The sequence below is a fragment of the Shewanella morhuae genome, assembly GCF_003028295.1.
In the GTDB taxonomy this organism is placed as follows: Bacteria; Pseudomonadota; Gammaproteobacteria; order Enterobacterales; family Shewanellaceae; genus Shewanella; species Shewanella morhuae.
Genome location: NZ_PYSG01000002.1, coordinates 3,080,503 through 3,106,169, shown reverse-complemented (window position 1 = coordinate 3,106,169; position 25,667 = coordinate 3,080,503). Strand labels below are relative to the sequence as shown.

Genomic DNA, 25,667 nt, shown 5'->3' with positions numbered 1-25,667 from the left:
GGAGCTAGAGCGCTTCGCTGCTAAGGCGAACTTGGTCCTGCGAGAATCTATAAGGGCGAAGTTCGTTCTGCATTTTCTAGCCGCTGCGTTTTTTGTAGCACCCTATAAGGACGAAGTCCGCTCTATAGGGTTCCTAAATACCAATCAACAATCTGTTGACCAAAGAGCAGTGCTATCCACCCCGCCGCCGCAATATAAGGGCCAAATGGGATAGGGTTTCCTTGCTTGAGGCGTTTACTGACAATCATAGTCACGCCAACAACAGCGCCGACAAGGGACGAGAGTAAAATCACCAGCGGCAGCATTTGCCAGCCTAACCAAGCTCCGAATACGGCCAACAACTTAAAGTCGCCGTAGCCCATACCTTCTTTACCTGTGATTATTTTAAATAACCAGAAAATAGACCATAAACTTAAATAACCTACCGCTGCGCCAATAATGGCATCGGTTGGGCTGGCAAAAGTATGATTTAAATTAATAATCAAACCTAGCCAAAGTAAGGGCAAGGTCATTTGGTCTGGCAGTAGCATTTCATCTAGGTCAATCCCCGTGAGCGCTACCAGTACAAAGGTGAGTATGCTAGCAAACACAAATTGCCAGCTTGGGCCAAAATGCCAAGCGAGTGTTGCTATCAATAACCCTGTGATTAACTCAATAATGGGGTAGCGGGCAGAGATTGGTGCTTTACAAGCTGCACATTTACCCTTGAGCATTAACCAGCCCAAAATGGGTAAGTTATGCCAAGGTTTAATAGCCGTTTTGCATTTAGGGCAGGCCGAGCCTGGCAGCAGCAGATTATATTTATCGGGGAAACTATCGATAGGTTTATTAAGTTTATCAATGCCGATTTGCGTAACGATATCGGCATGGTATTCCTGCAAATATTGATTACATTCCTGCTGCCATTCGCGCTTCATCATCACCGGAAAGCGATGAATGACTACGTTTAAAAAACTGCCAATGGTGGCGGCAAAAATAAAGCTTAAAGCAATAAACAGCCAAGGGTTCTGGTTTAGAGATTGGCTAAAAAGAGAGATAAATTCAGACATTCGATTTCTTATTTTTAATTAAATGGATTAACTGACGATTTTACCCATTTGGAATATCGGCAGATACATGGCCACAATCAAGCCACCGACCACAGTACCAATAACGACCATCATAATCGGTTCAATCAGGCTTGATAAGCCATCTACGGCATCATCAACCTGCATTTCATAGATGGTTGATACTTTATTGAGCATATTATCTAAGGAGCCCGACTCTTCACCGATCATCACCATCTGCACCATCATGTCGGGGAATAGCCCTGTGGTTTGCATCGCAACGTTCATTTGCATCCCCGCCATCACTTCTTGGCGAATATTTAATATCGCTTTGCGATAAACCGCATTACCCGATGCACCCGCAGCAGACTCTAAACCATCAATTAAGGGCACACCTGCGGCAAAGGTAGTGGCTAAGGTACGGGCAAAGCGCGCCATGGCACCTTTATGTAAAATTGGCCCTATGGCTGGGATTTTAAGAATGAATTCATCGACTCTATCGCGCACCATTTGTGAGTTTCTATGGGCACGCACAAATAAAAATACCCCGCTGACTATCGCGGCCAAAAAGATGTACCAAGAGGATTGTAAGCCACGGGAGATATGCAATACCAGTTGCGTAAATGCAGGCAGTTCAGCGCCAAAGCCTTTAAAAATATCTTCAAATTGTGGCACTACAAAAAGCAGTAATAATGCCGTGACTAAAATGGCCACTATGACTACTGCCGCGGGATAGAACATGGCTTTTTTAATTTTTGATTTGAGAGCTTCGGTTTTTTCCTTGTAGGTCGCCACCCGATCAAAAACCAAATCTAATGAGCCTGAATGTTCACCTGCGGCAACTAAGTCAACATAGAGTTCATCAAAGTAGCGCCTATGGGGGCGCAGGGCATCGGATAACGGAATGCCCGATTGGATTTCAGTAAGGATAGTACCTAATAACTCGCGCATTTTGGCTTTTTCGTGGCCACGGCCAAGCAGTTCAATAGTAGTCACCAAGGGTACACCCGCTGCGAGCATTGTCGCAACTTGGCGGCTCATCATGGCGATATCCATTGGGGATATCTTAGCTTCTCCTAACTTAAATAAGGGCGAAGATTGCTTACGCACACTTTTAGGAATAACACCTTGTGATTTAAGCTGACTGCGGATTTCAGCGGCAACAGCGCCTTTGAGCTCACCGGATATTTTTTTACCGTCGCGATTAATGCCTTTCCATTCGAAGATATAAATTTTAGGCTGGCGATTTTTATCTGACTTTTTAGCGCGAGACTTTCTGCCCGTGGTTGCCGTTGCCATAAATGATCCCTATAAAATAAAATGTGTTAATAACCATTAACGGCAAACCACATTGATAACAGTAATGATGCATGTGGGTTAAGGCCGACGACGTATCGATTGTGGTTAATATTAGCTGAAACATAGGCGGTACTAAAAATCTAGCGCTAACTTAACGCTACTATCGGTCAAGCATGGCTTAGCCAAAACTGGTGACGCGGTTGACCTCAGCAATACTGGTGACGCCGTGGATCACTTTTAATAATCCTGATTGGCGTAAATCCCGCATGCCTTGCGCTTTAGCTTGGGTGGCAATTTGTAAGGAGTTACCGCCCTCCATTATCGTGCGGGCTATTTCATCGGACATTTTCATCACTTCGTAAATACCGACTCGGCCTTTATAGCCGCCAGAGCAATGTTCACAGCCCACAGGTTTAAAGGTGGTAAAGCCTTGGGTAATCAGCGCTTGGCTAAAGCCTAAACGTTGTAATTCATGCTCTGGGACAACTTCAGCTTGTTTGCATTCGGGGCAGAGGCGGCGGGCAAGGCGCTGGGCAATAATCAAATTCACTGAACTGGCGATATTATAACCGGGTACGCCCATGTTGATTAAACGGGTTAAGGTTTCAGCCGCCGAGTTAGTGTGCAAAGTGGATAATACTAAGTGGCCAGTTTGCGCGGCCTTAATGGCAATTTCGGCGGTTTCTAGGTCGCGAATTTCACCGACCATCACTACATCAGGGTCTTGGCGTAAAAATGATCGCAGCGCCGAGGCAAAGGTTAGCCCTGCTTTTAAATTAATGTGAACTTGGTTAACGCCTTCAAGGTTAATTTCAACCGGATCTTCGGCGGTCGAAATATTGCGCTCTTCGGTATTGAGAATATTTAACCCAGTATAGAGCGATACCGTTTTACCAGAACCGGTTGGGCCTGTGACTAAAATCATCCCTTGGGGTTTGGCCAGCATTTCAAGGTAGAGTTTTTCTTGGTCGGGCTCGTAGCCAAGTTTTTCGATACCCAATTGCGCGGAGGATGAGTCTAAAATCCGCATTACAATTTTTTCGCCCCACAGGGTTGGCAAAGTGCTGACCCGAAAGTCGATAGACTTAGTGCGTGATAGTTTCATTTTAATGCGGCCATCTTGCGGCACGCGGCGCTCGGCAATATCAAGCTTTGACATCACCTTTAAACGGGCAGATAAACGTCCCGCTAAGCTAATGGGCGGCTCTGATACTTCATGCAATATGCCGTCAATACGAAAACGAATACGGTAACGCTTTTCATAGGGTTCAAAGTGTAAATCCGACGCGCCTTTGCGAATCGCATCGGTTAAAATTTTATTAATATAAATCACAATCGGCGCGTCATCACTGGCTTCACCAGCGGACTCATCGCTACGATTGTTAGTATCGGTAATTTCTATAGCAGCAAGCGCTGCTTCATCCATACCGCCTAAATCAAGGCCGCTGATATCTTCTTCGAGGATTTTCTCTAACGCTTTCGCCAGCTTATCTTCTTCTACTAGAATCGCTTCGGCGTGCAGGCCGGCACTAAATTGAAAGTCCTCAAGGGCTGCGATATTGGTGGGGTCAGAGGTACCAATATAAAGGCGATTACCGCGTTTAAATAACGGCAGGCAGCGGTGTTTTTCGATTAGTTTTTTATTGAGGAAATCTTCGGGGATGGAGCCTAAATCAAATTCATTCAAATCCAGTAGCGGCGTGCCATATTCTTCATAACACAGCTCAGCAATCGCACGGGCGGATATAAGCTTGCTTTGGACTAAGGTACTCACCAGCGCATGTTTGTTTTGGCGAGATTTAGTGATGGCATTAGCCATCTGATCTTCATTTAGCAGGCCCTTACGAATAAATAGGGTGGATAAACCTAAATGTAGGCCTGAATTAGGCATTTATCTTAAATTCCCTATGTGTGCATTAAAGTAATTGAGGCTGAATTGCAGCCTCAATTACTTATTAAAAAACTAACTATATGACTATAAACCTGCACCTTTTTGGCATTGGTCTGCAGTTGCTTTGCCAGTAGCATTAGCTGAAGATGCATAAGACAAGCCGCCATCAGCTGAAATACTTGCAGTTACAATACAAGTACCATCGTCATATTTTAATGATGTTAGTGCTGCCTCTGCAACAGCTGGAGTTGCGGTTATTTTTGTATTTGCCCCTATTTCAGTATTTAGACTTGCACAGCCTATTCCTGTCTGTATGCATGCTTGCGCTTTAGTCGTATATCCAGCAACCCCTTTCATTGCTGCGCCACCATGAGATGTTGCAACATATTCACGATAGGCTGGTAACGCGACAGCTGCCAAAATACCGATAATGGCGACAACGATCATTAATTCAATTAGGGTAAAACCCTGGGCTTTTTTACGTAAATTCATGGCTTTCATTTTTCTCTCCACTCACTAATGTGTAGTCACTATTGGTTGTGGTTCATATGCTGACCATATGATACGCACTTGCTAGTAACCCTTTGTTGAATACGGCATTAAACACAACTATTGTGTTACACCATAAAGACTTAACCTTGTCAAACTTTGTTACTGTTTATGTTAACAAATCCATTTGTATAACTTATTTTAATCCTTGCAACATTTAACAGTGCACCGCTGTTCTGGAATGGCCGCTGCGTCATAACGTATACGTATTGGCTATTGAAATGACATTCCTGTGCTGACATCAGATGGAGTTGACCTAATGGTCTGTCCACCTTTGTGAAAGTTAGTACAAAGTTACATTAAATGAAACAACTTTTAAGCATAAAGCGTAAATAAATTATGCTTTTGCATCGCTTTTACGTAAAAGCGCTCGATGTTTAACTATTAATTTATAACAAAATCTTAACTATGGTTGTTTTGCTTGAATAAATCCGTTTATCGGAAAATTTAGGCTTTTAATCTCATTGATAGAGTTTAGGCTTTTAACCTCATTGATAGGTCTAAGGCGCGGACATGCTTAGTGAGCGCGCCAACGGAGATGTAATCCACTCCGGTTTTGGCAAATTCGGCTAAGGTATCTAAGGTGACATTACCAGAGACTTCAAGCTTAGCGCCGTGGCCTTTGGCTTTGTATTGATTATTCATGTCAACTGCCTCGAGCATCATAGTCACGTCAAAGTTATCTAACATGATGATGTCAGTGCCTGCACTGAGTGCTAAGTCGAGTTCGTTGAGTGATTCGACCTCTACCTCAACTGGCTTATTGGGGTATAAGCTGCGGGCGGTGTCTACCGCTTGGCGAATACTGCCACAGGCCATGATGTGGTTTTCTTTAATTAAAAAAGCATCATATAAACCCATTCTGTGGTTTTTACCGCCGCCGCAGGTGACGGCATATTTTTGCGCGGTGCGCAGGCCCGGAATGGTTTTGCGCGTATCTAATAACCGTGTGTGAGTGCCAGCCAACTTATCAACATAATGTTTGGTTAAGGTGGCCACGCCAGATAAGGTTTGGATAAAGTTCATTGCGGTGCGCTCGCCGGTGAGAATAATGCGCGCAGGGCCTGAGAGTTCGCACAACAGCTGGTTAGGTAACACCAAATCGCCATCATCGACATGCCAATGTAATGCGACTTCGCCGCCTAGTTGGTTAAACACTTGCTCTGCCCAGGCTTTACCACAAAAAACGCCTTCTTCACGGGTGATTAGCATGGCTTGGGCATGTTTATCCGCAGGAATTAATAACGCGGTAATATCACCATAGGCAATGGCTTTAGTCTGGTCGTTGATTTCGGTGCCGCCTAAGTCTTCATTTAAGGCGGATTTGACTGCGTGACGAATATCATTTTCTAACATGGGTGGGATCCTTACATGACTGCCTATGTATATTTTGTCTTAAGATTACCACGCCCTAGGGCCTCGCGGAACACATTGCCGGTTTGTACTTAAATTGTGGCGGCGACGCTTATGCTGAGGGAGTGGTATTGATAAGTGTACTTTTTTTGCTGTGTTTTCATTGCTCTGTATATCGCGTGTTTGTTCTTTGCGCGGATGAATGCTGGTAGAGTAACCCTGTTTAATAGTGCGATGCAGAGGATAAGCAGATATGCAGTTTGATTCAGGTTGGTGTGATGGGGCAGCGCGCTTTGATTCGCCGCATTTTAATCAACGCCCCTTGGCTGAAGTGAGTTTACTGGTGATCCACAATATTAGTTTGCCCGCAGGTTGCTTTGGCTTACCTTATATTGATCAATTATTTCAAGGCTGTTTAGATATCAATGCCGATGTGAGTTTTGCACCGCTGCAGGGGTTACAGGTCTCGGCGCACTTTTTAATTCGTCGTAATGGCGAGCGTGTGCAATATGTGAGTTGTGATGACAGGGCTTGGCATGCGGGTTTATCGCGCTATGGTGAACGGGATAATTGTAATGATTTTTCGATAGGTATTGAGTTAGAGGGCACCGATACTGTGCCTTATACTGACAAACAATATCAGTCGCTTATCGAACTAACGCAGGCACTATTGCTTGAGTATCCATTATTAACCATCGATCGTATTGTGGGGCATTGTGATATTGCGCCAATACGTAAAACGGATCCGGGACAAAGTTTTGTGTGGGAGAGGTATTTAAGCAAGCTAAAAGAATATACTGAGACCATGCGCTCTTAGGTTATTTTTAACCGCTAAACCTTAGAATATTTCCCACAAACCTAAGTTATTTATGGACAAATTATAGAGGGACAGCCCATGGCATTATTTTCACTCTTGGTTGCTATTTTTGTGGAGCGACTTAAATTTTTGCCTGCATCGTGGCAATGCGATCGATTATTGCAATCTTACCAAGCGACTTTTTTTGGGGATAAGGCATCACTAACAAAGCCGATGATGGCGTTGGCGTTAGTGTTGCCCGCTTTACTTATCTATGTTTTAAGCTGGTTAGCGGCGGGGATGTTTTGGGGACTATTGAGTTTAGCCTTATGGATTTTAGTGGCGGCTATTTGTTTTAACCATCAAAAACAGCGTGACATCTTTAAAAAGTATATGCAGGCGGCTTGCCGCTCCGATGTTCAGGCTTGCTACCATTATGCGGCGGAGCTCGATTGCAGTGAGTGTTTAGATGCGGTGTCGGAGAGCCAACTTGGCCTTAAAGTTGGCCAGAGTGTGGCTTGGACTAACTATCGTTATTATGGCGCCGTCGCGCTGTTTTTTATTTTTTTTGGCCCAGTAGGTGCAATGCTTTATTGCACTGTGCGCTTTTATGCTGAGGAAAGTGCGCGTAAATCCCTTGAACTGCCTTTAGTTAATCAGGTGATTACTTTACTGGATTGGTTACCCAGCCGTATTTTTGCCTTTGGTTATGCGTTAAGTGGCCAATTTAGTGAAGGTTTAACCGCATGGCGCCGTTATAGTTTGAGCTTAAATAGCAGTGCCCGTACTGTGGTTACTGAAACAGCATTAGCCGCGCAACCGTTACCAGAAGTCGCAACTGCACCTATATGTGTACAGTCAACCTTGGCGTTATTAGTGCTGAGTAAACGTAACTTTACACTTATTGTGGCAATACTGGCGTTACTGACGATATTAGGTTTAGTGAACTAAAGCAGTATTGCGGTTTAACCTTGATGTTTTATGCTGTGATGCGTTTAAACCTGAGTGCCTTACATTCAGGTTTAAACCTTAGATTTGTTTTTAGTCATTGCCGCGTTAGCTTAAAGTGATCATCAGCGCCAATATTGCAGCGGTTCTGTCAAATGGTCTGACCCCATAAAACTTTTTTTCGGCTATGCTGTTTCAGCGTGAGCCTCAATGATCCAGATCGATTTGTAGCAACTAATTTCAATCTGGACATCAAAACAGCGATTTGATAAAGTGCGCTCACTCAAAAAAATTGGTAAGACCAATTTACAGCGGAGCAGAGCGCGTGATGGCATATAGTAAAATTAGTCAGCCAAAGATTTCTGATGTGATCATGGCGCAATTAGAACGAATGATCCTTGAGGGCAGTTTACAGCCTGGTCAGAAGTTACCGCCAGAACGCGAGCTGTCAATTCAGTTTGAAGTTTCTCGGCCCTCTTTGCGTGAAGCGATTCAAAAGCTTGAGGCCAAAGGGCTATTAATGCGCCGCCAAGGCGGTGGCACTTATGTTAAAGAGCAACTCTGGCAGAGCCTTGCCGATCCCATTGTTGAACTTATGAATTCTGACACAGAGAGTCAATATGACTTGCTGGAGTTCCGTCATGCTACCGAAGGCATGATGGCGTATTATGCAGCGTTGCGCGGTACTGACGCTGATATGCAAAATATCAAACGTATGATCCTCGAGGTGGAAGCGTCCACCGATATCGAAACACAAGCTGCCGCCATTGTGCATTTTTATCGTGCGGTTGCCGAAGGCTCGCATAACGTGGCTATGTTACATCTTGTTCTTAGTTTAACCCCTGTGCTGCATCAAAATGTGGCGCAAAACCTGGAGCTTTTAAGCCGCCGCGAAGAAGCTTCAACCAAGGCTAACGAACACAGACGGGCTTTGCTCGCTGCCATCGTTCGTCGTGATCCCGAAGCCGCCAGAGAAGCCTCGAACGAACATTTAAGTTATATCGAAGAGGTGATGTTATCTGTGCGGGAAGAAGATAGCCGGTTGCAGCGAAGCTTGCGCCGCTTAAAAAGTGGCGCTTAAGTTCCTGTGATTTAGCCCTTCGCTAAATCGGAATATGCCGCAAACACCATTCATTATCATGTATATAGAGAAGGACAGTGTCATGTCTGAAGATATGCTACAAGACGTAGATCCACTAGAGACTCAGGAATGGGTTGATGCCCTGCAAGCCGTATTGGAACAAGAAGGTCCTGAGCGCGCACATTTTTTACTTGAAAAGCTGATCGATAAAGCGCGCCGTAATGGTACACACTTACCTTACACAGCGACGACGGCTTATTTAAACACCATCCCAGCTGGTCAAGAGCCGCATATGCCCGGCAACCAAGAGATGGAACGTCGCATTCGCGCTATCATCCGTTGGAACGCGTTAGCTATGGTACTGCGTGGTTCTAAGAAAGATTTAGAACTCGGTGGACATATCGCGAGCTTCTCATCTAGCGCAACCATTTATGACGTCTGCTTTAACCACTTTTTCCGTGCACCAAATGAAAAAGACGGTGGCGATTTAGTGTATTTCCAAGGCCATATTGCCCCTGGTATTTATGCTCGTTCATTCTTAGAAGGTCGTTTAACGGAAGAGCAACTGGCTAACTTCCGTCAAGAAGTTGATGGTAAAGGGTTATCTTCATACCCGCATCCTAAACTGATGCCGAGCTATTGGCAGTTCCCAACGGTTTCTATGGGTTTAGGGCCAATCCAAGCGATTTATCAGGCGCGTTTCTTAAAGTACCTGACTGACCGCGGTATTAAAGATTGCTCAGCACAAACGGTTTACTGTTTCTTAGGTGATGGTGAGTGTGACGAACCAGAAGCCTTAGGCGCAATTAGTTTAGCTGCCCGCGAAGAATTAGACAACTTAGTCTTTATTGTTAACTGTAACTTACAGCGCCTTGATGGTCCTGTGCGTGGTAACGGTAAGATTATTCAAGAACTTGAAGGCGAATTCCGCGGCGCAGGCTGGGAAGTTGTTAAAGTTATTTGGGGCCGTTACTGGGATCCATTATTGGCCCGTGACACCAGCGGTAAATTATTACAGTTGATGGAAGAAACCGTTGACGGTGAATACCAAAACTGTAAAGCCAAAGGTGGCGCTTATACTCGCGAACACTTCTTTGGTAAGTACCCAGAAACCGCTGAAATGGTTGTTAATATGTCAGATGATGACATTTGGCGCTTAAACCGTGGTGGCCATGATCCTGTTAAAGTGTATGCCGCTTTAGAACATGCACAAAAAACGAAGGGTCGCCCAACGGTTATCCTAGCTAAAACTGTTAAAGGTTATGGCTTAGGTGATGCGGGTGAAGGTAAGAACATTGCTCACAACGTCAAGAAAATGGGCGCTGAATCAATTCGCTACTTCCGCGACCGTTTCAATATCCCTATTCCAGATGATCAGTTAGAAGACTTACCTTTCTATCACCCAGGTCCTGATTCTGAAGAAGTAAAATACATGATGAGCCGTCGTGAAGCGCTGCATGGTAGCGTGCCACAACGTCGTCAAAAGTTTACTGAAGAGTTAGAAATCCCATCATTGAAAATTTTCGATTCAATTTTACAGGGCTCAAATGGCCGTGAAATTTCATCGACGATGGCATTTGTCCGTGTGCTGACTGCGCTGCTGAAAGATAAGAAAATTGGCAAGAAGATTGTGCCAATTATTCCTGATGAAGCACGTACTTTTGGTATGGAAGGTTTGTTCCGTCAAGTGGGTATTTATGCTCACGAAGGCCAAAAATACGTACCGCAAGATTCTGACCAAGTGGCTTACTACCGCGAAGATAAAACCGGTCAAGTGTTGCAAGAAGGCATTAACGAGCTGGGTGCAATGTCATCATGGGTATCGGCAGCGACCAGTTATTCGGTTAACGATGTGCCGATGATCCCGTTCTATATCTACTACTCTATGTTTGGTTTCCAGCGTATTGGCGACATGGCATGGGCGGCAGGTGATATCCGTGCTCGTGGTTTCTTAGTGGGCGGAACGTCTGGCCGTACTACGCTAAACGGCGAAGGATTACAGCATCAAGATGGTCACAGCCATGTGTTGGCGAACACTATCCCTAACTGTATTACTTACGACCCAACTTACGGTTACGAAATCGCCGTGGTGGTGCAAGATGGTATTCGTCGTATGTACGGTGAAAACCAAGAAGATATCTTCTATTACTTGACCACAATGAACGAAAACTATGAGCAACCAGCCATGCCAGCAGGCGCGGAAGAGGGCATAGTTAAAGGTATCTACAAGTTAGAAACCGTTGCAGGTTCAGGTAAAGGCAAGGTGCAGTTATTGAGCTGTGGCACCATTTTGGAACAAACCCGTAAAGCGGCGCAAGCACTGGCGAAAGACTTTGGTATCACTGCCGACGTATTTAGCGTAACGAGCTTTAACGAACTGGCCCGTGATGGTCAAGCGGTTGAACGCTGGAACATGCTGCACCCAACGCAAACGCCAAAACAAGCCTATATCAGCCAAGTGATTTCAAGCGATTCGCCTGCCATTACTGCTACTGACTATATGAAGATTTACGGCGAACAATTACGTGCTTACATGCCAACCGATTACAAAGTGTTAGGTACTGACGGTTTTGGTCGCAGCGATAGCCGCGAAAACTTACGTCACCACTTTGAAGTTGATGCTAAGTTCATCGTTATCGCGGCACTGAAATCACTGGTTGATCGTAAAGAACTGCCTGTTGATGTGTTAGCAAAAGCCATTAAAGAATATGGTATTAATGCTGACAAGATCAATCCACAGTACGCGTAAGAGGTAATAAAAATGGCTGAATTAAAAGAAGTTTTTGTTCCTGATATCGGCGGTGATGAAGTACAGGTTATCGAAATCTGTGCTGCTGTGGGTGATACCCTTGAGGCGGAAGAATCGATTATTACCGTTGAAAGCGATAAAGCGACTATGGATATTCCAGCGCCTTTTGCTGGTGTATTAACCGAGTTGAAAGTGGCTGTAGGCGATAAAGTCTCTGAAGGTACTTTGATTGCTATGATGCAAGCAGCGGGCGCGGCGCAAGCGGCACCTGCTCAAGCAGCGCCAGCTGCGGCGCCGGTTCAAGCGGCTCCAATCGCAACGCCAACGCAAGCGACTGAAACTAAAGTTGTTGAAGTGACTGTGCCTGATATCGGTGGTGACACCGATGTATCAGTTATCGAAGTGCTGGTGGCCGTTGGCGACAAAATTGACGTTGATACTGGTTTGATCACCCTTGAAACCGATAAAGCGACCATGGACGTACCTTCACCTTTCGCGGGTGTGGTTAAAGACGTTAAAGTGGCCGTGGGCGATAAAGTATCGCAGGGTTCATTGGTGATCATGCTTGAAGTGGGCGGCGCAGCTCCAGCTGCCACACCCGCAAAAGCACAATCAACTACAGCCTCTCAGGCAGCACCTGCAGCGGCGGTTACGCCAGCGCCAGCAGCGGCGCCTGCTAGCGACGTCGTTGAAGTGAAAGAAATCCATGTGCCTGATATTGGCGATGCTAGCGATGTCGATATTATCGAAGTGCTGGTATCTGTCGGTGATGAAATCACCGTTGACCAAGGTCTTATCACGCTTGAAACTGACAAAGCCACCATGGAAGTGCCAGCGCCGTTTGCCGGTAAACTGCTGTCTTTAACTGTTAAAGTGGGCGATAAAGTATCGCAAGGTAGCTTAATTGCTACGATTGAAACTGTTACTAAAGGCGCGGCGCCAGTAGTACAAGCCGCTCCAGCACAGCAAGCTGCTGCGCCAGTTGCACAAGTTGCACCGACGCCGATGAGCCGTCCACCGGTGCCACATCACCCAAGTGCGGGTACGCCAATATCTACAGGTGCGGTACATGCATCACCTGCAGTGCGCCGTTTAGCCCGTGAGTTTGGTGTTGATTTAACCCAAGTGACGGGTTCTGGCCGTAAAGGTCGCATCATGAAAGAAGATGTGCAGGCGTATGTGAAATACGAACTGTCGCGTCCTAAAGCTAATGCGGCAACCTCTGTTGGCTCAGGTAACGGTGGCTTGCAAGTGATTGCGGCGCCTAAAGTTGATTTCAGTAAGTTTGGTGCAGTGGAAGAAGTTCCATTAAGCCGTATCCAGAAGATTTCTGGCCCTAACTTACACCGCAACTGGGTAACGATCCCACATGTGACGCAGTTCGATGAAGCTGATATCACTGAAATGGAAGAGTTCCGTAAGCAGCAAAATGATGTCGCAGCGAAGAAAAAGGCCGATTACAAGATCACGCCTTTAGTATTTATGCTCAAAGCGGTAGCGAAGACGTTGCAACAGTTCCCGGTATTCAACTCGAGCTTAAGTGCCGATGGCGAATCACTGGTGATGAAGAAATATTTCCACATCGGTGTGGCGGTTGATACGCCAAACGGTTTGGTTGTGCCTGTTGTGCGTGATGTGGATAAAAAAGGTGTTATCGAGTTATCTCGTGAACTGGCTGATATCTCTATCCGCGCCCGTGATGGCAAGCTGAAATCTGCTGATATGCAAGGTAGCTGTTTCACTATTTCGAGTTTAGGTGGCATTGGCGGTACGGCGTTTACGCCTATCGTAAATTACCCAGACGTGGCGATTTTAGGTGTGTCTAAGTCTGAAATTAAGCCTAAGTGGAATGGTAAAGATTTCGAGCCTAAATTGATGCTACCACTGTCGCTATCATACGATCACCGAGTGATCGATGGTGCAATGGCTGCACGCTTTAGCGTGACGCTGTCAGGAATTCTGTCCGATATTCGCACATTGGTGCTGTAAACATATAAGGCTACTCATCTTGAGTAGCCTTTTGTTTATTGTGATCAGTATCAAACACAGGTTAAAATGCGCCCACCTTACGCGCTGGCGCATATTCGGTTGGTAGGCTAACTCCTCCAACTGATTGAATGAGAATTAGAGGAAAACATGAGTAACGAAATCAAAACTCAAGTAGTGGTATTAGGTGCAGGTCCCGCTGGTTATTCTGCGGCTTTCCGTGCAGCAGACTTAGGTCTGGAAACTATTATTGTTGAACGTTTTAGCACTTTAGGCGGCGTGTGCCTTAACGTGGGTTGTATCCCATCTAAAGCGCTATTGCATGTTGCTAAAGTCATCGAAGAAGCCAAAGCCGTTGCTGCCCATGGTATCGTTTTTGGTGAGCCAACTATCGATTTAGATAAGTTACGTGGCTTTAAAGAAAAAGTAATCACTCAATTAACTAGCGGTTTGGGCGGAATGTCCAAAATGCGCAAAGTTAACGTCGTGAATGGTTTTGGTAAATTTACCGGCCCTAACACGTTAGAAGTCACCGCCGAAGACGGTACGACTCAAGTGGTTCATTTCCAGCAAGCGATTATTGCTGCGGGTTCTCGTCCAATTAAACTGCCATTCATTCCCCATGAAGATCCACGTATTTGGGATTCGACTGACGCATTAGAACTGAAAGAAGTTCCTGGCAAATTGTTAGTAATGGGCGGCGGTATTATCGGCCTAGAAATGGGTACTGTGTACGCTTCTTTAGGTAGCCAGATTGACGTGGTTGAAATGTTCGACCAAGTGATCCCTGCGGCTGATAAAGACGTGGTTCGCGTATTTACTAAGCAAATCAAAAAGAAATTCAACCTGATCCTTGAAACTAAAGTCACAGCGGTAGAAGCCCGTGAAGACGGTATTTATGTTTCGATGGAAGGTAAGAGCGCACCAGCAGAAGCGGTTCGTTACGATGCCGTATTAGTCGCGATTGGTCGTTCACCAAATGGTAAGTCATTAGATGCTGAAAAAGCAGGTGTTAACGTTGATGAGCGTGGCTTTATCAAGGTTGATAAGCAACTGCGTACTAACGTACCGCACATTTATGCTATCGGTGATATCGTGGGTCAACCTATGTTGGCACACAAAGGTGTGCACGAAGGCCATGTGGCTGCCGAAGTGATCTCTGGCTTGAAGCACTACTTCGATCCAAAAGTTATTCCATCGATTGCTTATACAGACCCAGAAGTCGCTTGGGTTGGTTTAACTGAGAAAGAAGCGAAAGAGCAAGGTATTGCTTATGAAACCGCAACTTTCCCATGGGCAGCAAGTGGCCGTGCTATCGCTTCTGATTGTAGCGAAGGTATGACTAAGCTGATTTTCGACAAAGACACTCACCGTGTTATCGGTGGTGCTATTGTGGGTGTTAACGGTGGCGAATTGTTAGGCGAAATCGGCCTAGCGATTGAAATGGGTTGTGATGCTGAAGATTTAGCATTAACCATTCACGCGCATCCAACACTGCATGAGTCAGTGGGCTTAGCGGCTGAAATGTATGAAGGTTCAATTACTGATTTGCCAAACCCAAAGGCAAAGAAAAAGTAATTTAGCTATAGATTAAAAAAGCGCTCATTGGAGCGCTTTTTTATTGCTTCGGTAAAAAATGTAGCTGTTATGTAAACAAGCTGGTGAATTGCAACTTTTGAACTGCTACAGTTAGGCTCTGGTATGAAGTAAGTAGTCACATGCAAACACAAAAAATAATTAAAATAATTCTGACATGTTTCATCTTATTGTTAACTAGCCTAGACACAGTTTGGGCGGGTAGTTTTGTGCAGCGTGTTTTTACCGACAAAGACGGTTTAGCGGCAAGTAGTATCCGTGGGTTAACCTTAGATGATTATGGCTTTGTGTGGGTGGCGACAGAACAAGGCTTATATCGTGTCAGTAATTCTAAGGTGCGGCGCATTGACAAGGTGGGCAACGAATCCCGTATCGCCGATGATTTTGTAACATCAGTTGTCAATGTTGACCACGATCTTTTGTTAGCAAGCACCGCGTCCGCGCTTTATTTGTATGATATTGCTAAAAATACCTTCACCGCTTTTGGTTCTGCCCATCTATTTGCCGACTATAACGGCGGTGCACTGATCTCTGCTACCCGCAAAGATGAGCATACTTGGTTACTGTTAACCAATAATGGCAGTATTTATGAATTTATCCCTACAAACCCCAAACTGACCTTACTCACACAATTAACCGTTAATCGCGATTTACCATGGCGAAAATTACAGTTGCTGCCAAGCGGTAAAATACTCTTAGCAGGGCAACTGCAACTCGAGCGACTTAACTCTGATGGCACATTAGATATCCGATACCCATGGGATGAAGCGAAGGGTAATATTCTCGATATAATGGTCGATTCGTCGCAGCGAGTTTGGGTTGCGACAGGGCGAGGTGTTTACCAACTTGAGCCCGATAGCCAGCAAATTACAGCGATACCTGAATTACCCGATTGGAGTAGTTTGATTACTGAAGATGCAAAAGGTTATCTCTGGTTTGTCAGTCGAGCAGGCTTAGTTAAGTGGTCACCCACAACGCGTAGAGTGGAGAATTATCAGCAGGAGTTAAAAGCGCAGGCCAATATGGAAATACTTAAGGCCATGTTATTTGATGATGCGGGTTTGATGTGGGTGGGAGGTTCTGGTGATGGCTTAGCCTTACTTGCCTCGCAGCCAGATTTTATTCTTGATAGTTATACCGCCGCCGCGCCATATAAACTCAGCGATACAATGACGTGGTCAGTTTATAAGGATGATGTCGGTGTTTGGTTGGGTTCTTCACATTTAGCTTTTATTGGTAAAGACGATGCAATAGCTATTGATATTCCTATTGAGGGCTTTGAATCCCATGAGTATATCTACCATATTACCCGTTTTAATCATGATCTTTTGTTGCTATCCACGACTTCAGGGCTGTTCGTTATTGATGAGTTAACCCTTAAAGGCATGCGTTTTTCGGATTGGGTTAAGGGTGATGATGTATTTAAAAATAAAATTGTCTTTAAAACTTATCTCGACCCATTACTCAAGGGGCGTGTTTGGATAACAACGGCAGCGGGGCTTTATTTTTGGGAGCCAGGCCTTACTGCACCGCAGTCTTTTAATATTGATAAAGCCACCCCGACGGCTGAACCACAGCGGCCGACTGTTCGCACTATTTTTCGCGCCTCTGACGGTAAATTATGGCTGGGTGGCAAAATGGTGTTTGGTTATATTGATGAGCAAAATGAGTTTCATAATCAGCGTAGCTTATTTAACTCTTTTGCATCATCACCAACGGTTACTCATATCGAAGAAATGTCCTCTGGGACTGTGTGGTTTGGCACCTACGAAAATGGACTATTTGAATATCAGCAAGGTAAGCCGTTACATAATTTGACCTCTGAGTGGCGAGTCAGTTGTAGCGCGGTATTTTTTATTCAAAAAACCGTTAATGCTGATCTGATTGGCTGCGCCGACTCACTGATCCAACACGAAACAAAAACAGGAAAAGTCAGTGTATTTAATCAACTCGATGGTTTTATCTCCGACGAGATAAATGAGGGCGCTTATTTTTACTCAGCTGACACGGGGTTTTATTTAGGTACCCCAGAAGGGGTTATGCGACTTAATGCTGATAAGTTAGCTAACCGAACAAACAACGATCGGGTGATGCTTGAATCGGTTTCGGTATACTACGATAATGCTACCGAGGTATCGCTGCTGCCTCAACCTATGATGGTTATTAAGCCCGACGCTAATATGGTGAGTTTACAAATCACCAATCTTGATTACCTTGATGCTGCGCCAATTCAACTTAAATATCGGCTACGTTATAAGGGTGAAGAAGAAAAATATGTCCTGCTACAAGGTGAATCCCAGATAAACCTCGCAGGGCTAGTTGCTGGCGATTATGTGCTGGATATATTGAGCCAAGTCAACGGAATTTGGTCAACTAAACCATTTTTATATTCATTTTACGTTGGTCAGCACTGGTGGTTAACGCAGGGCTTTAAAGGGGTGTTGTTATTATTTTTTTCGGCTGCACTATTAAGTGTTGCTTGGTATCGACAAAGGCAAACGCGCGTGTTTATGCAAATGAACCAAGCGCTGATAGACAGTGACGACCGTTTAAGGCAATCACTTCGAGGTAGCGATTCTGATCTATGGGAATGGCGTAAAGAGACCGGATTCTTTCACCTTGATAATCGTAGTGCAGTGTTTGGTGAAAACAGAGCTGAAATTATAGTTCCGCGGGATGAATTACCGGTTCATCCGCAGGATAAAGATAAAGTGTTTGCCGAGTGGGATAATATGCTTGCCGGCGAAATTGACCGTTTTGAGGCTGAATATCGTTATTATCGTCGAGATGGTACTTGGGGATGGCTGCGGGTAAGAGGGCGTCCTATTGCTCGTAATAAACATACCAATGAGATTGAGCGAGTGGCGGGGATTTATAGTGATATTACCGTGCAGCGTCAGCTCGAAGATGAAGTTAAGCTGCTTGCACAAGCTTTTGAAAACACGTCAGAAGGTGTATTGATTTTAGATGTAGATGAAAATATTAAAGTCGCCAACTATGCCGCTCAACAAATTATTGGGGCTACACCAGATGAATTAGTCGGGCAACCTCTGTCAAACTTTTTGAAAGAAAGAGCAGATTTATCGGCAGAAATAAACCTCTTGTTAGAGCAAGGCAGTTCTTGGACTGGTGAACGCGAGTTGGTCGGCCGTAATGGCTTATGTCCGATATGGCTCAACGTTTCTGTGATGCAAAGCGCTAATGATAAAGTCAGTTACTATGTGGTGGTTTTTTCTGATATTACGGAGCGTAAACGTACCGAAGCCGATTTACGCCGCCTAGCTAATTATGATGTGCTCACGGGATTGCCAAATCGGTCTTTATTTACCACTAAGCTAATACAGTCAATACAAACTGCGCAGCAAACCGATGAAAAACTGGCTTTGCTGTTTTTAGATTTAGACAGATTCAAGCATGTTAATGACTCCTACGGCCATAGCATGGGGGATGCTTTGTTAGTCGAAGCTGCTAATCGATTACAAGCCTGCATTAGTAGTGAACACTTGTTATGCCGTTTTGGTGGTGATGAGTTTGTGATTCTATTACGCAATGCCGACAGTATTGATGAGATTAATCATGTTGCAGAGCGGCTATTAGCACAAATTGTCACTCCGTTTAGCTTGTTTGGCCGCGAGTTTTATATTTCGACCAGCATTGGGATCAGCATTTGGCCCGATGACGCGGTTCAGCCAGAAGTCTTTATTAAAAATGCCGACCTAGCCATGTATCACGCCAAAGAGGAGGGGCGCGGTAATTTTAAATATTATTCGTCTGAACGTAATGCGCAGGCTTTATACCATTTACGCTTAGAGGCCGATTTACGTAAAGCCATAGAGCGTGAAGAGTTTGAACTTTATTATCAACCACAGGTGGATATTTTACGTAACGACAAATTTGTCGGTATGGAAGCATTAATTCGCTGGAACCACCCACAGCAAGGATTTATTCGACCAGATATTTTTATCAAGGTTGCTGAAGCCTGTGGACTGATTATTGAGATCGATCGCTGGGTGCTACGCCAAGCCTGTATACAAGGCGCAATTTGGGCTAAATCCTACTCTGAGCCGTTTAAGCTATCGGTAAATATTTCAGCGATACATTTTCGCCAAGTCGATTTTATTGAAGGCGTTCAACAGGTTTTATTAGAAACACATATGCCAGCTGCATTTTTGGGGTTAGAAATTACCGAAGGCGTATTGATGAAGGAACTGCAAGTCGCTAAAAATCACTTAACGAAGTTAACATCTTTAGGTATTGAGGTTGCCATTGATGACTTTGGAACCGGCTATTCCTCTCTCGCTTATTTACGCCATTTTGAAGTGAATACGCTCAAGATAGACCGTTCTTTCTTGATTGATATCGCTACTAATGCCGCTGATCAAGCGATTGTGAGCAGTATCATTGAACTGGCACGCAATCTGAAACTTAATGTGGTTGCCGAAGGGATTGAAACCGTTGAACAGCTGGAGCAGGTTTTTAGCCGTGGTTGTTATATTATTCAAGGATATTATTTTGCTAAGCCTATGTGCAAAAAAGATTTTGAAGATTATTTACAGATTAAGCACTAGGTTATCTCAGTAGAACCGACTAGGTTAGAGGGCTGAGTTCTATGGTGACGCAATACTGGCGTTTCATCACAAATCACCCGCCTTTGAATTGAAGATGCTCAATAAGGGGATTGAGTCAGGTTGTAAAGTCTTACCAGCGCCGGTTAGATCAAATATGATTGACGGTTAAATCGATAAGTTTGTTAATATCATTCAGATTTTTATCCTATAAAAAGTAGCCTCACTATGATGCGCCAATTATTCATTTGTTGTTTTTTATGTTTGTTGACCACGGCTTTAATCGCGGCCGAGCGGCCTAAAATCGGGGTGGTTCTTAGTGGCGGTGGCGCCAAAGGGGCTGCCCACGTGGGTGTGCTCAAAGTATTAGAAGAACACAACATTCCCGTTGATTATATTGCCGGAACCAGCATCGGCGCCTATGTCGCAGGCCTGTATTCTCTTGGATACAGCGCTAGTGAAGTAGAAGAAATCATGATGGGCCTCGATTGGGACAGTGGCTATTCGGATACTATCCCTCGCAATATTTTGACCTATCGGGATAAGCAGTTACGCGATCGTTATAACATTCCGCTAAATATTGGTTATAACGAAGGTGCGGTGAGAGCCCCAAGTGGGGTACTGCGTGGCCAGAGCATGTCGCAGCTGTTACGCCAGTCGACTGACTTGGTGCAGCAATTTGGCAATTTTGATGATTTGGCGATTCCCTATCGTGCCGTAGCAACCGACTTAGAAACCAGCTTACCTGTAGTGTTAAGTCACGGTAGTATGGTGAACGCCATGCAAGCCTCTGCAACTGTGCCGGGTGCGCTTCAGCCTACACTCATCGACGGACAGTTATTAGTCGATGGAGGTATTGCTAACAATATGCCCGTCGACGTCGTTAAGGCTATGGGGGCTGATATTATTATTGCGGTGGACATTGGCTCACCTTTAGTGAAACAAGATAAATTAGACAGTACCATCGCTGTGTTAGACCAACTCTCTAACTTTTTGACCAACGCGAGTACGGCAAGGCAAAAGCAGTTACTGACAGAAAAAGATGTATTGATTAGGCCCGCTATTGATGCTTTAAGTACCACAGATTTCACTATCATGCCGTTAGCATTAACCCTTGGGAAAGACGCCGCTAATAATCAGCTGAATAAGTTGAGTGCTATGAGCATAAGCGCTGAAGATTATGCCGCCTACGTCGAGGCGAAAAGAGCCAAAGGTCAAACCTTAATGGCTGATGTCAGCCATCCTATTGATGAAATTGTTTTTGATAACCAGTCCAAGGTGAGTTTAAACCTGTTAAAAGAAGCATTAAATCTGCAAGAAGGGCAATCAGTTACTAAAGAAGAGCTTAATGAGGCACTAAAACGTATTTACTCTATCAATAAATTTGAGCGTGTTGATGCTGAGTTTGCCCAAGGTGAGGAGGGTCGCATACTAACGGTAACGACTAAGGCTAAGTCGTGGGGACCAAATTATTTTCAGCTAGGCTTTAATTGGGAAGATGATTTTAACTCTGAGTCTGCGATCAGTTTCGATATGGCTTATACCATGACTGACTTGACCTTTAATGGCGGCGAGTGGCGCAACGAAGTTAAACTCGGTTTTGAAAAGTTATTCGCAACTGAATTCTATCAACCCTTAGACAGAGATCAGCAATTTTACACGCGTGCGCGTTACCAATATGAAAATAAAAACTGGGATCTCTACGATAATAATAGTCGTGTCTTAGTGTTAGATAAACAAACGCATAGTGTTGAGTCTGGAATAGGTTACAACTACACCCTGCAAGGGCGCATTGAGTTAGGCGTTGTCGCAGAAAAAGGCGCTATCGTTAATGATGCTTGGTTAACCGAGGACTTAGATTTTAGCTCCTACGGCGCTTATTTTAAATTTGGTTACGATAGTCTAGATAGTATTAGTTTTCCAACATCGGGAAACCGTGTGACTTTAAACGTTTATGTGCGTAATGAAGATCTTGATTATCTTCTCGACGATGGCAACAATGGCTACAGTGTGCAAATTGAAGCTGACTGGAAAGGCGCGTTAAGTGTGGGTAATCATGCCTTTGTGGGTAAAGCCTCATTCGCGACCATTAACGATGATTTCAGTACCTTGCATTTGTCTGAGCTCGGTGGTTTTTTAAATCTATCGGGTTACCATAAAGATTCTTTGATGGGTGCACATAAAGTATTTGGTGCTTTTGTATATCAATATGATTTGGGGCGTGATGCGCTTGGCATGACAGATTATCCTCTGTATTTAGGTTGGAGTTTAGAGTCGGGTAATGTGTGGGATGTCCGCAGTGATGTGTCTCTCACTGATTTAATTTATGCCTCAAGTATTTATTTTGGTACCGATACCTCCATGGGACCTGCGGCTTTAGGCTTTGGTGTTTCCGATCTAGGTGATAAATCATTTTATTTATTTGTGGGTAAAAACTTCTAAATTTTGTTCAAACATTTACCGCGTATTAAAATTAAAGGCATCAATATTGATGCCTTTAATTTTGGTTTATCCCTATCAACGTTTAAAGAGTCTGTTTAACTCAACTTAGTGAATGCAAGCTGACGTTGTTACAAAGAGTCATAACCATTTACAAAATGAAACTACAGGCAATGCATACAAAATGTTAAGGTTTTACTGGAAAAATAATAACACTCTCAATGGAAGCTGGGGAAAACAATGAAAAAGATAAGCACACTAGCACTAGGCATCGCCTTGGGTTTAGGTTTAGCGGCTTGTAGTACTGAGCCTAAAACTGAAGTCGCCGCCGTATCTGGTATTGAATTACAAAACTTTGATACCTCAGTTCGCCATCAAGACGATTTTTATTACAGCGTTAACGGTAAATGGCTCGCCAATACGCCTATTCCTGCAGATAAGTCGAACTACGGCGCATTTTCAGTTTTGTACGATCAAAGCCAAGACGCATTGAAAAAAATCATCGACGAAGCGGCGGCTAAAAAGAATCCCGCAGCAGGCTCTAATGAGCAGAAAATCGGTGATTTCAATGCCAGCTTTATGAATACCGATTTACTAGAAACCTTAGGCACAGCTCCTCTCGAACCATTGCTTGCCGATATTGCCTCGGTGAAAACACATCGCGATTTACCCGGAGTAATGGGAACATTGTTGACTCATGGCTCGGGTATTCCTTTTGGTTTTTACGTTAATAATGATGCCAAAAACTCAACCCAATATGCGGTATATTTAAGTCAATCGGGGCTGACGCTGCCAGATCGCGATTACTACCTTAAAGATGACCCTAAGTTTGCCGCTAACCGCCAAGCAATGGCGAAATATGTCACCGACTTATTGACCGAGGCGGGTTATAAAGATACCAAACGTGCGGCTAAAAGTGTCGCCGATATTGAAATGATGATTGCAAAAAGCCAGTGGAGCCGTGTGGAGTCTCGCGATGCCAATAAGGCTTATAACAAGTTAGATCGCGCTGAGCTGCAAAAGCTAACGGGTCAATTTGATATCAATGCCTTTGCCGCAAGTGCAGGCTTAGACGATAAAGTAACAGACATAATTGTGCGTCAGCCTTCTTACTTTGAAAAGCTTGGTGCTAATTTTGACAGTTTTCCTGTTGCAGCTTGGCAGGATTATCTCACCTTTCATTTGGTCGATAGCTACGCAGAGCTGCTCAGTAAAAACTTTGTCGATTTGAACTTCGCCTTTAAGAGCAAAACTCTAATGGGGATTGAAGAGCAGCAACCGCGCTGGAAAAAAGCCGTGGATGGTGCCGACCAAGTCATTGGTGAGCTGGTGGGTGAAGAATATGTTAAACAATATTTTAAACCTGAAGCCAAAGCACGCATGGAAACCATGATCAAAAACCTGATAAAAGGTTTTGAAGTCAGTATTAATGAACTTGAGTGGATGACGCCAGAAACGAAAATTGCTGCTCAGGAAAAACTGTCCAAATTTACCTATAAAATTGGTTATCCAGATAAGTGGAAGGATTACTCGGGTTTAGATATCAAGGCTGACGAGTTAGTCGGTAACTATATGCGTTACGCCCAGTTTGAATATCAAGACATGATTAACAAGCTCGGTCAGCCAATCGACCGTACTGAATGGGGCATGACGCCACAAACGGTCAATGCCTATTACAGTCCGGTGAAAAACGAGATTGTTTTCCCTGCCGCGATTTTGCAACCGCCATTCTTTAACATGGATGCCGATGATGCGGTCAACTATGGTGGCATTGGCGCGGTAATTGGACATGAAATTAGCCATGGCTTTGACGACCAAGGTGCCAAATACGATGGTGATGGCAACCTACGTGATTGGTGGTCGGATAAAGATCGCGAAGAGTTCCAAAAGCGTGGCAAGCAATTGTCAGCCCAATATTCGAGCTACGAAGCGCTACCTGGGCAATTTGTGAATGGAGATTTAACCCTTGGCGAAAACATTGGTGACTTGGGTGGATTAACTGTTGCGGCACGTTCTTATCTCATGAGCCTCAACGGTAAACCCGCGCCAGTGCTCGATGGCTTAACGGGTGAGCAACGCTTCTTTGTGGGTTGGTCGCAGGTATGGCGCCGTAACTACCGTGATGAGGAGTTGAGCCGCCGTTTGCTCACCGATCCGCATTCACCGAGTCATTATCGCGCTATGGGTACACCACGTAACGTGGAAGCCTTCTATAAAGCCTTCGAGATGAAAGAGGGTGACCAAATGTATTTAACACCAAATGATCGGGTGAAAATTTGGTAACGCAAGCGATTATCTAAGCTTCAATTTAAACGCCAAAGCCAGACATAGTCTGGCTTTTTTATGGCATGCCGTTACGCGTAATTTGCCAAAATAGCAGGTAAATCTAGCAAGCTATGCGCTTGATGGTGAGCGATGACCCATTTTGAATCACCCTGTTGCTCTGGCGCAGGAATCGCAACCGTTTGCATATTGGCTGCGCGGGCAGCGATTAAACCATTAAAAGAGTCTTCAATGGCTAAGCAGTAGCGAGGATCGACATTTAACGCTTTCGCACAGTTTAAATATACTTCAGGATGCGGCTTACCATAGGTAAGATTTTCGGCAGATTGCACCGACATAAATTTATCGCCCAGTGCCAGTTTTGATAGTACCGCTTCAATGAGCGGTGTGGATGAGGAGGTTGCTAAACCGATTTTTAGCCCCAGCGCTTGGCAGTGTGCCATCGTTTGGTGCACACCGAGCATGGCTTGGCCGCTGCGTGAAATTTCCCGCGCTACTTTATCTACAATCGTTTGGCTGACCTTGGCGTTATCATAATGAGGCCAAGGCGCTCTGCGATACCAATAATCTACACATTGGTCGATACGCAAGCCAGTCGTTTGGTGAATGGCTTCTATCGTAACCGGGACGCCTAAGGCTGATAACACTTCCAACTCTATCTGTTGCCACAGGGGCTCAGAATCGATTAAAACGCCATCCATATCAAAAATAACTGCTTGAAGACTTAGGGATGTCATGGGTACTCCGCTGCTGAGGTAATAGGAATGAATATCTTTTATTGAACCCGAGTGTAAGTTTTTGCTTAGGATCTTAAAAGCCAAGAGGCCGCAATATAAGAAAATTTACATATATTTGAGTGCGAATACAGAAAAACATCGGTTTGATTTTAAATTTAGCAAATCTCGTTAAGCAGTTGTGAGATATGATTTTTTAACTGTTTTCAAACTATTGTCTAATTTCCCTCGTTTTAATATTCGAGTAAGTTAACCATCGTCGGCGGATTTAGTCCTTATTTTGCCTTCTGCCGAGTGTGACCAGATTCATACTTTTGCAAAGCTGTAGTATACTGCAGGCCAGAAATACGGG

The 25,667-nt window shown here is 44.5% G+C and carries 15 protein-coding genes; 9 read left to right on the top strand and 6 right to left on the bottom strand.

What is annotated here, in order from left to right; genetic code table 11:
• Positions 1 to 122: 122 nt before the first annotated feature.
• The 5 genes from C9I43_RS14040 to nadC form a co-directional block, all read right to left on the bottom strand.
• Positions 123 to 1,049, bottom strand: a complete 927-nt coding sequence (locus C9I43_RS14040; RefSeq protein WP_107883850.1) for a prepilin peptidase — start codon at positions 1,047 to 1,049, stop codon at positions 123 to 125.
• A 27-nt stretch (positions 1,050 to 1,076) separates the two neighbouring features.
• Positions 1,077 to 2,345 carry a type II secretion system F family protein gene (locus C9I43_RS14035; RefSeq protein WP_107883848.1) on the bottom strand — a complete coding sequence of 423 codons (1,269 nt, stop codon included), beginning with the start codon at positions 2,343 to 2,345 and terminating at the stop codon, positions 1,077 to 1,079.
• Positions 2,346 to 2,523: 178 nt separating this feature from the next.
• Positions 2,524 to 4,236, bottom strand: coding sequence for a type IV-A pilus assembly ATPase PilB (gene pilB, locus C9I43_RS14030; RefSeq protein WP_107883846.1), 1,713 nt, complete (start codon positions 4,234 to 4,236; stop codon positions 2,524 to 2,526).
• An 84-nt stretch (positions 4,237 to 4,320) separates the two neighbouring features.
• Positions 4,321 to 4,737 (bottom strand): pilin, encoded by a 417-nt coding sequence (locus tag C9I43_RS14025; RefSeq protein WP_107883844.1) that lies wholly within the window; start codon positions 4,735 to 4,737, stop codon positions 4,321 to 4,323.
• A 522-nt stretch (positions 4,738 to 5,259) separates the two neighbouring features.
• Positions 5,260 to 6,141: a carboxylating nicotinate-nucleotide diphosphorylase gene (gene nadC, locus C9I43_RS14020; protein WP_107883842.1), complete on the bottom strand. Its 882-nt coding sequence runs from the start codon at positions 6,139 to 6,141 to the stop codon at positions 5,260 to 5,262.
• A 250-nt stretch (positions 6,142 to 6,391) separates the two neighbouring features.
• Between nadC and ampD the strand changes: the two genes are divergently transcribed.
• The 9 genes from ampD (at position 6,392) to C9I43_RS13975 (ending at position 24,581) form a co-directional block, all read left to right on the top strand.
• Positions 6,392 to 6,955: a 1,6-anhydro-N-acetylmuramyl-L-alanine amidase AmpD gene (gene ampD, locus C9I43_RS14015; protein WP_107883840.1), complete on the top strand. Its 564-nt coding sequence runs from the start codon at positions 6,392 to 6,394 to the stop codon at positions 6,953 to 6,955.
• A 78-nt stretch (positions 6,956 to 7,033) separates the two neighbouring features.
• Positions 7,034 to 7,885 (top strand): beta-lactamase regulator AmpE, encoded by an 852-nt coding sequence (gene ampE / locus C9I43_RS14010; protein ID WP_107883838.1) that lies wholly within the window; start codon positions 7,034 to 7,036, stop codon positions 7,883 to 7,885.
• A 325-nt stretch (positions 7,886 to 8,210) separates the two neighbouring features.
• A complete protein-coding gene (pdhR, locus tag C9I43_RS14005) occupies positions 8,211 to 8,963 on the top strand; it encodes a pyruvate dehydrogenase complex transcriptional repressor PdhR (protein WP_076498761.1) in 753 nt (250 codons plus the stop codon).
• Between the two features lie 82 nt (positions 8,964 to 9,045).
• On the top strand, positions 9,046 to 11,712 hold the full coding sequence (gene aceE / locus C9I43_RS14000; RefSeq protein WP_076498758.1) for a pyruvate dehydrogenase (acetyl-transferring), homodimeric type: 2,667 nt from the start codon (positions 9,046 to 9,048) through the stop codon (positions 11,710 to 11,712).
• Positions 11,713 to 11,724: 12 nt separating this feature from the next.
• Positions 11,725 to 13,701 (top strand): dihydrolipoyllysine-residue acetyltransferase, encoded by a 1,977-nt coding sequence (aceF, locus tag C9I43_RS13995; RefSeq protein WP_107883836.1) that lies wholly within the window; start codon positions 11,725 to 11,727, stop codon positions 13,699 to 13,701.
• A gap of 147 nt (positions 13,702 to 13,848) precedes the next feature.
• Positions 13,849 to 15,276, top strand: coding sequence for a dihydrolipoyl dehydrogenase (gene lpdA / locus C9I43_RS13990; protein ID WP_076498752.1), 1,428 nt, complete (start codon positions 13,849 to 13,851; stop codon positions 15,274 to 15,276).
• Positions 15,277 to 15,416: 140 nt separating this feature from the next.
• Positions 15,417 to 19,862, top strand: a complete 4,446-nt coding sequence (locus C9I43_RS13985; RefSeq protein ID WP_107883833.1) for an EAL domain-containing protein — start codon at positions 15,417 to 15,419, stop codon at positions 19,860 to 19,862.
• 225 nt (positions 19,863 to 20,087) lie between these two features.
• Positions 20,088 to 22,301, top strand: a complete 2,214-nt coding sequence (locus C9I43_RS13980; protein WP_181317894.1) for a patatin-like phospholipase family protein — start codon at positions 20,088 to 20,090, stop codon at positions 22,299 to 22,301.
• A gap of 237 nt (positions 22,302 to 22,538) precedes the next feature.
• The gene (locus tag C9I43_RS13975; protein ID WP_107883831.1) at positions 22,539 to 24,581 is read left to right on the top strand and encodes a M13 family metallopeptidase; all 2,043 of its coding nucleotides are present in this window, start codon (positions 22,539 to 22,541) and stop codon (positions 24,579 to 24,581) included.
• Between the two features lie 71 nt (positions 24,582 to 24,652).
• On the opposite strand, the gene hxpB is transcribed toward C9I43_RS13975, so the two are convergent.
• Positions 24,653 to 25,318, bottom strand: coding sequence for a hexitol phosphatase HxpB (gene hxpB / locus C9I43_RS13970; RefSeq protein ID WP_107883829.1), 666 nt, complete (start codon positions 25,316 to 25,318; stop codon positions 24,653 to 24,655).
• Between the last annotated feature and the right edge of the window lie 349 nt (positions 25,319 to 25,667).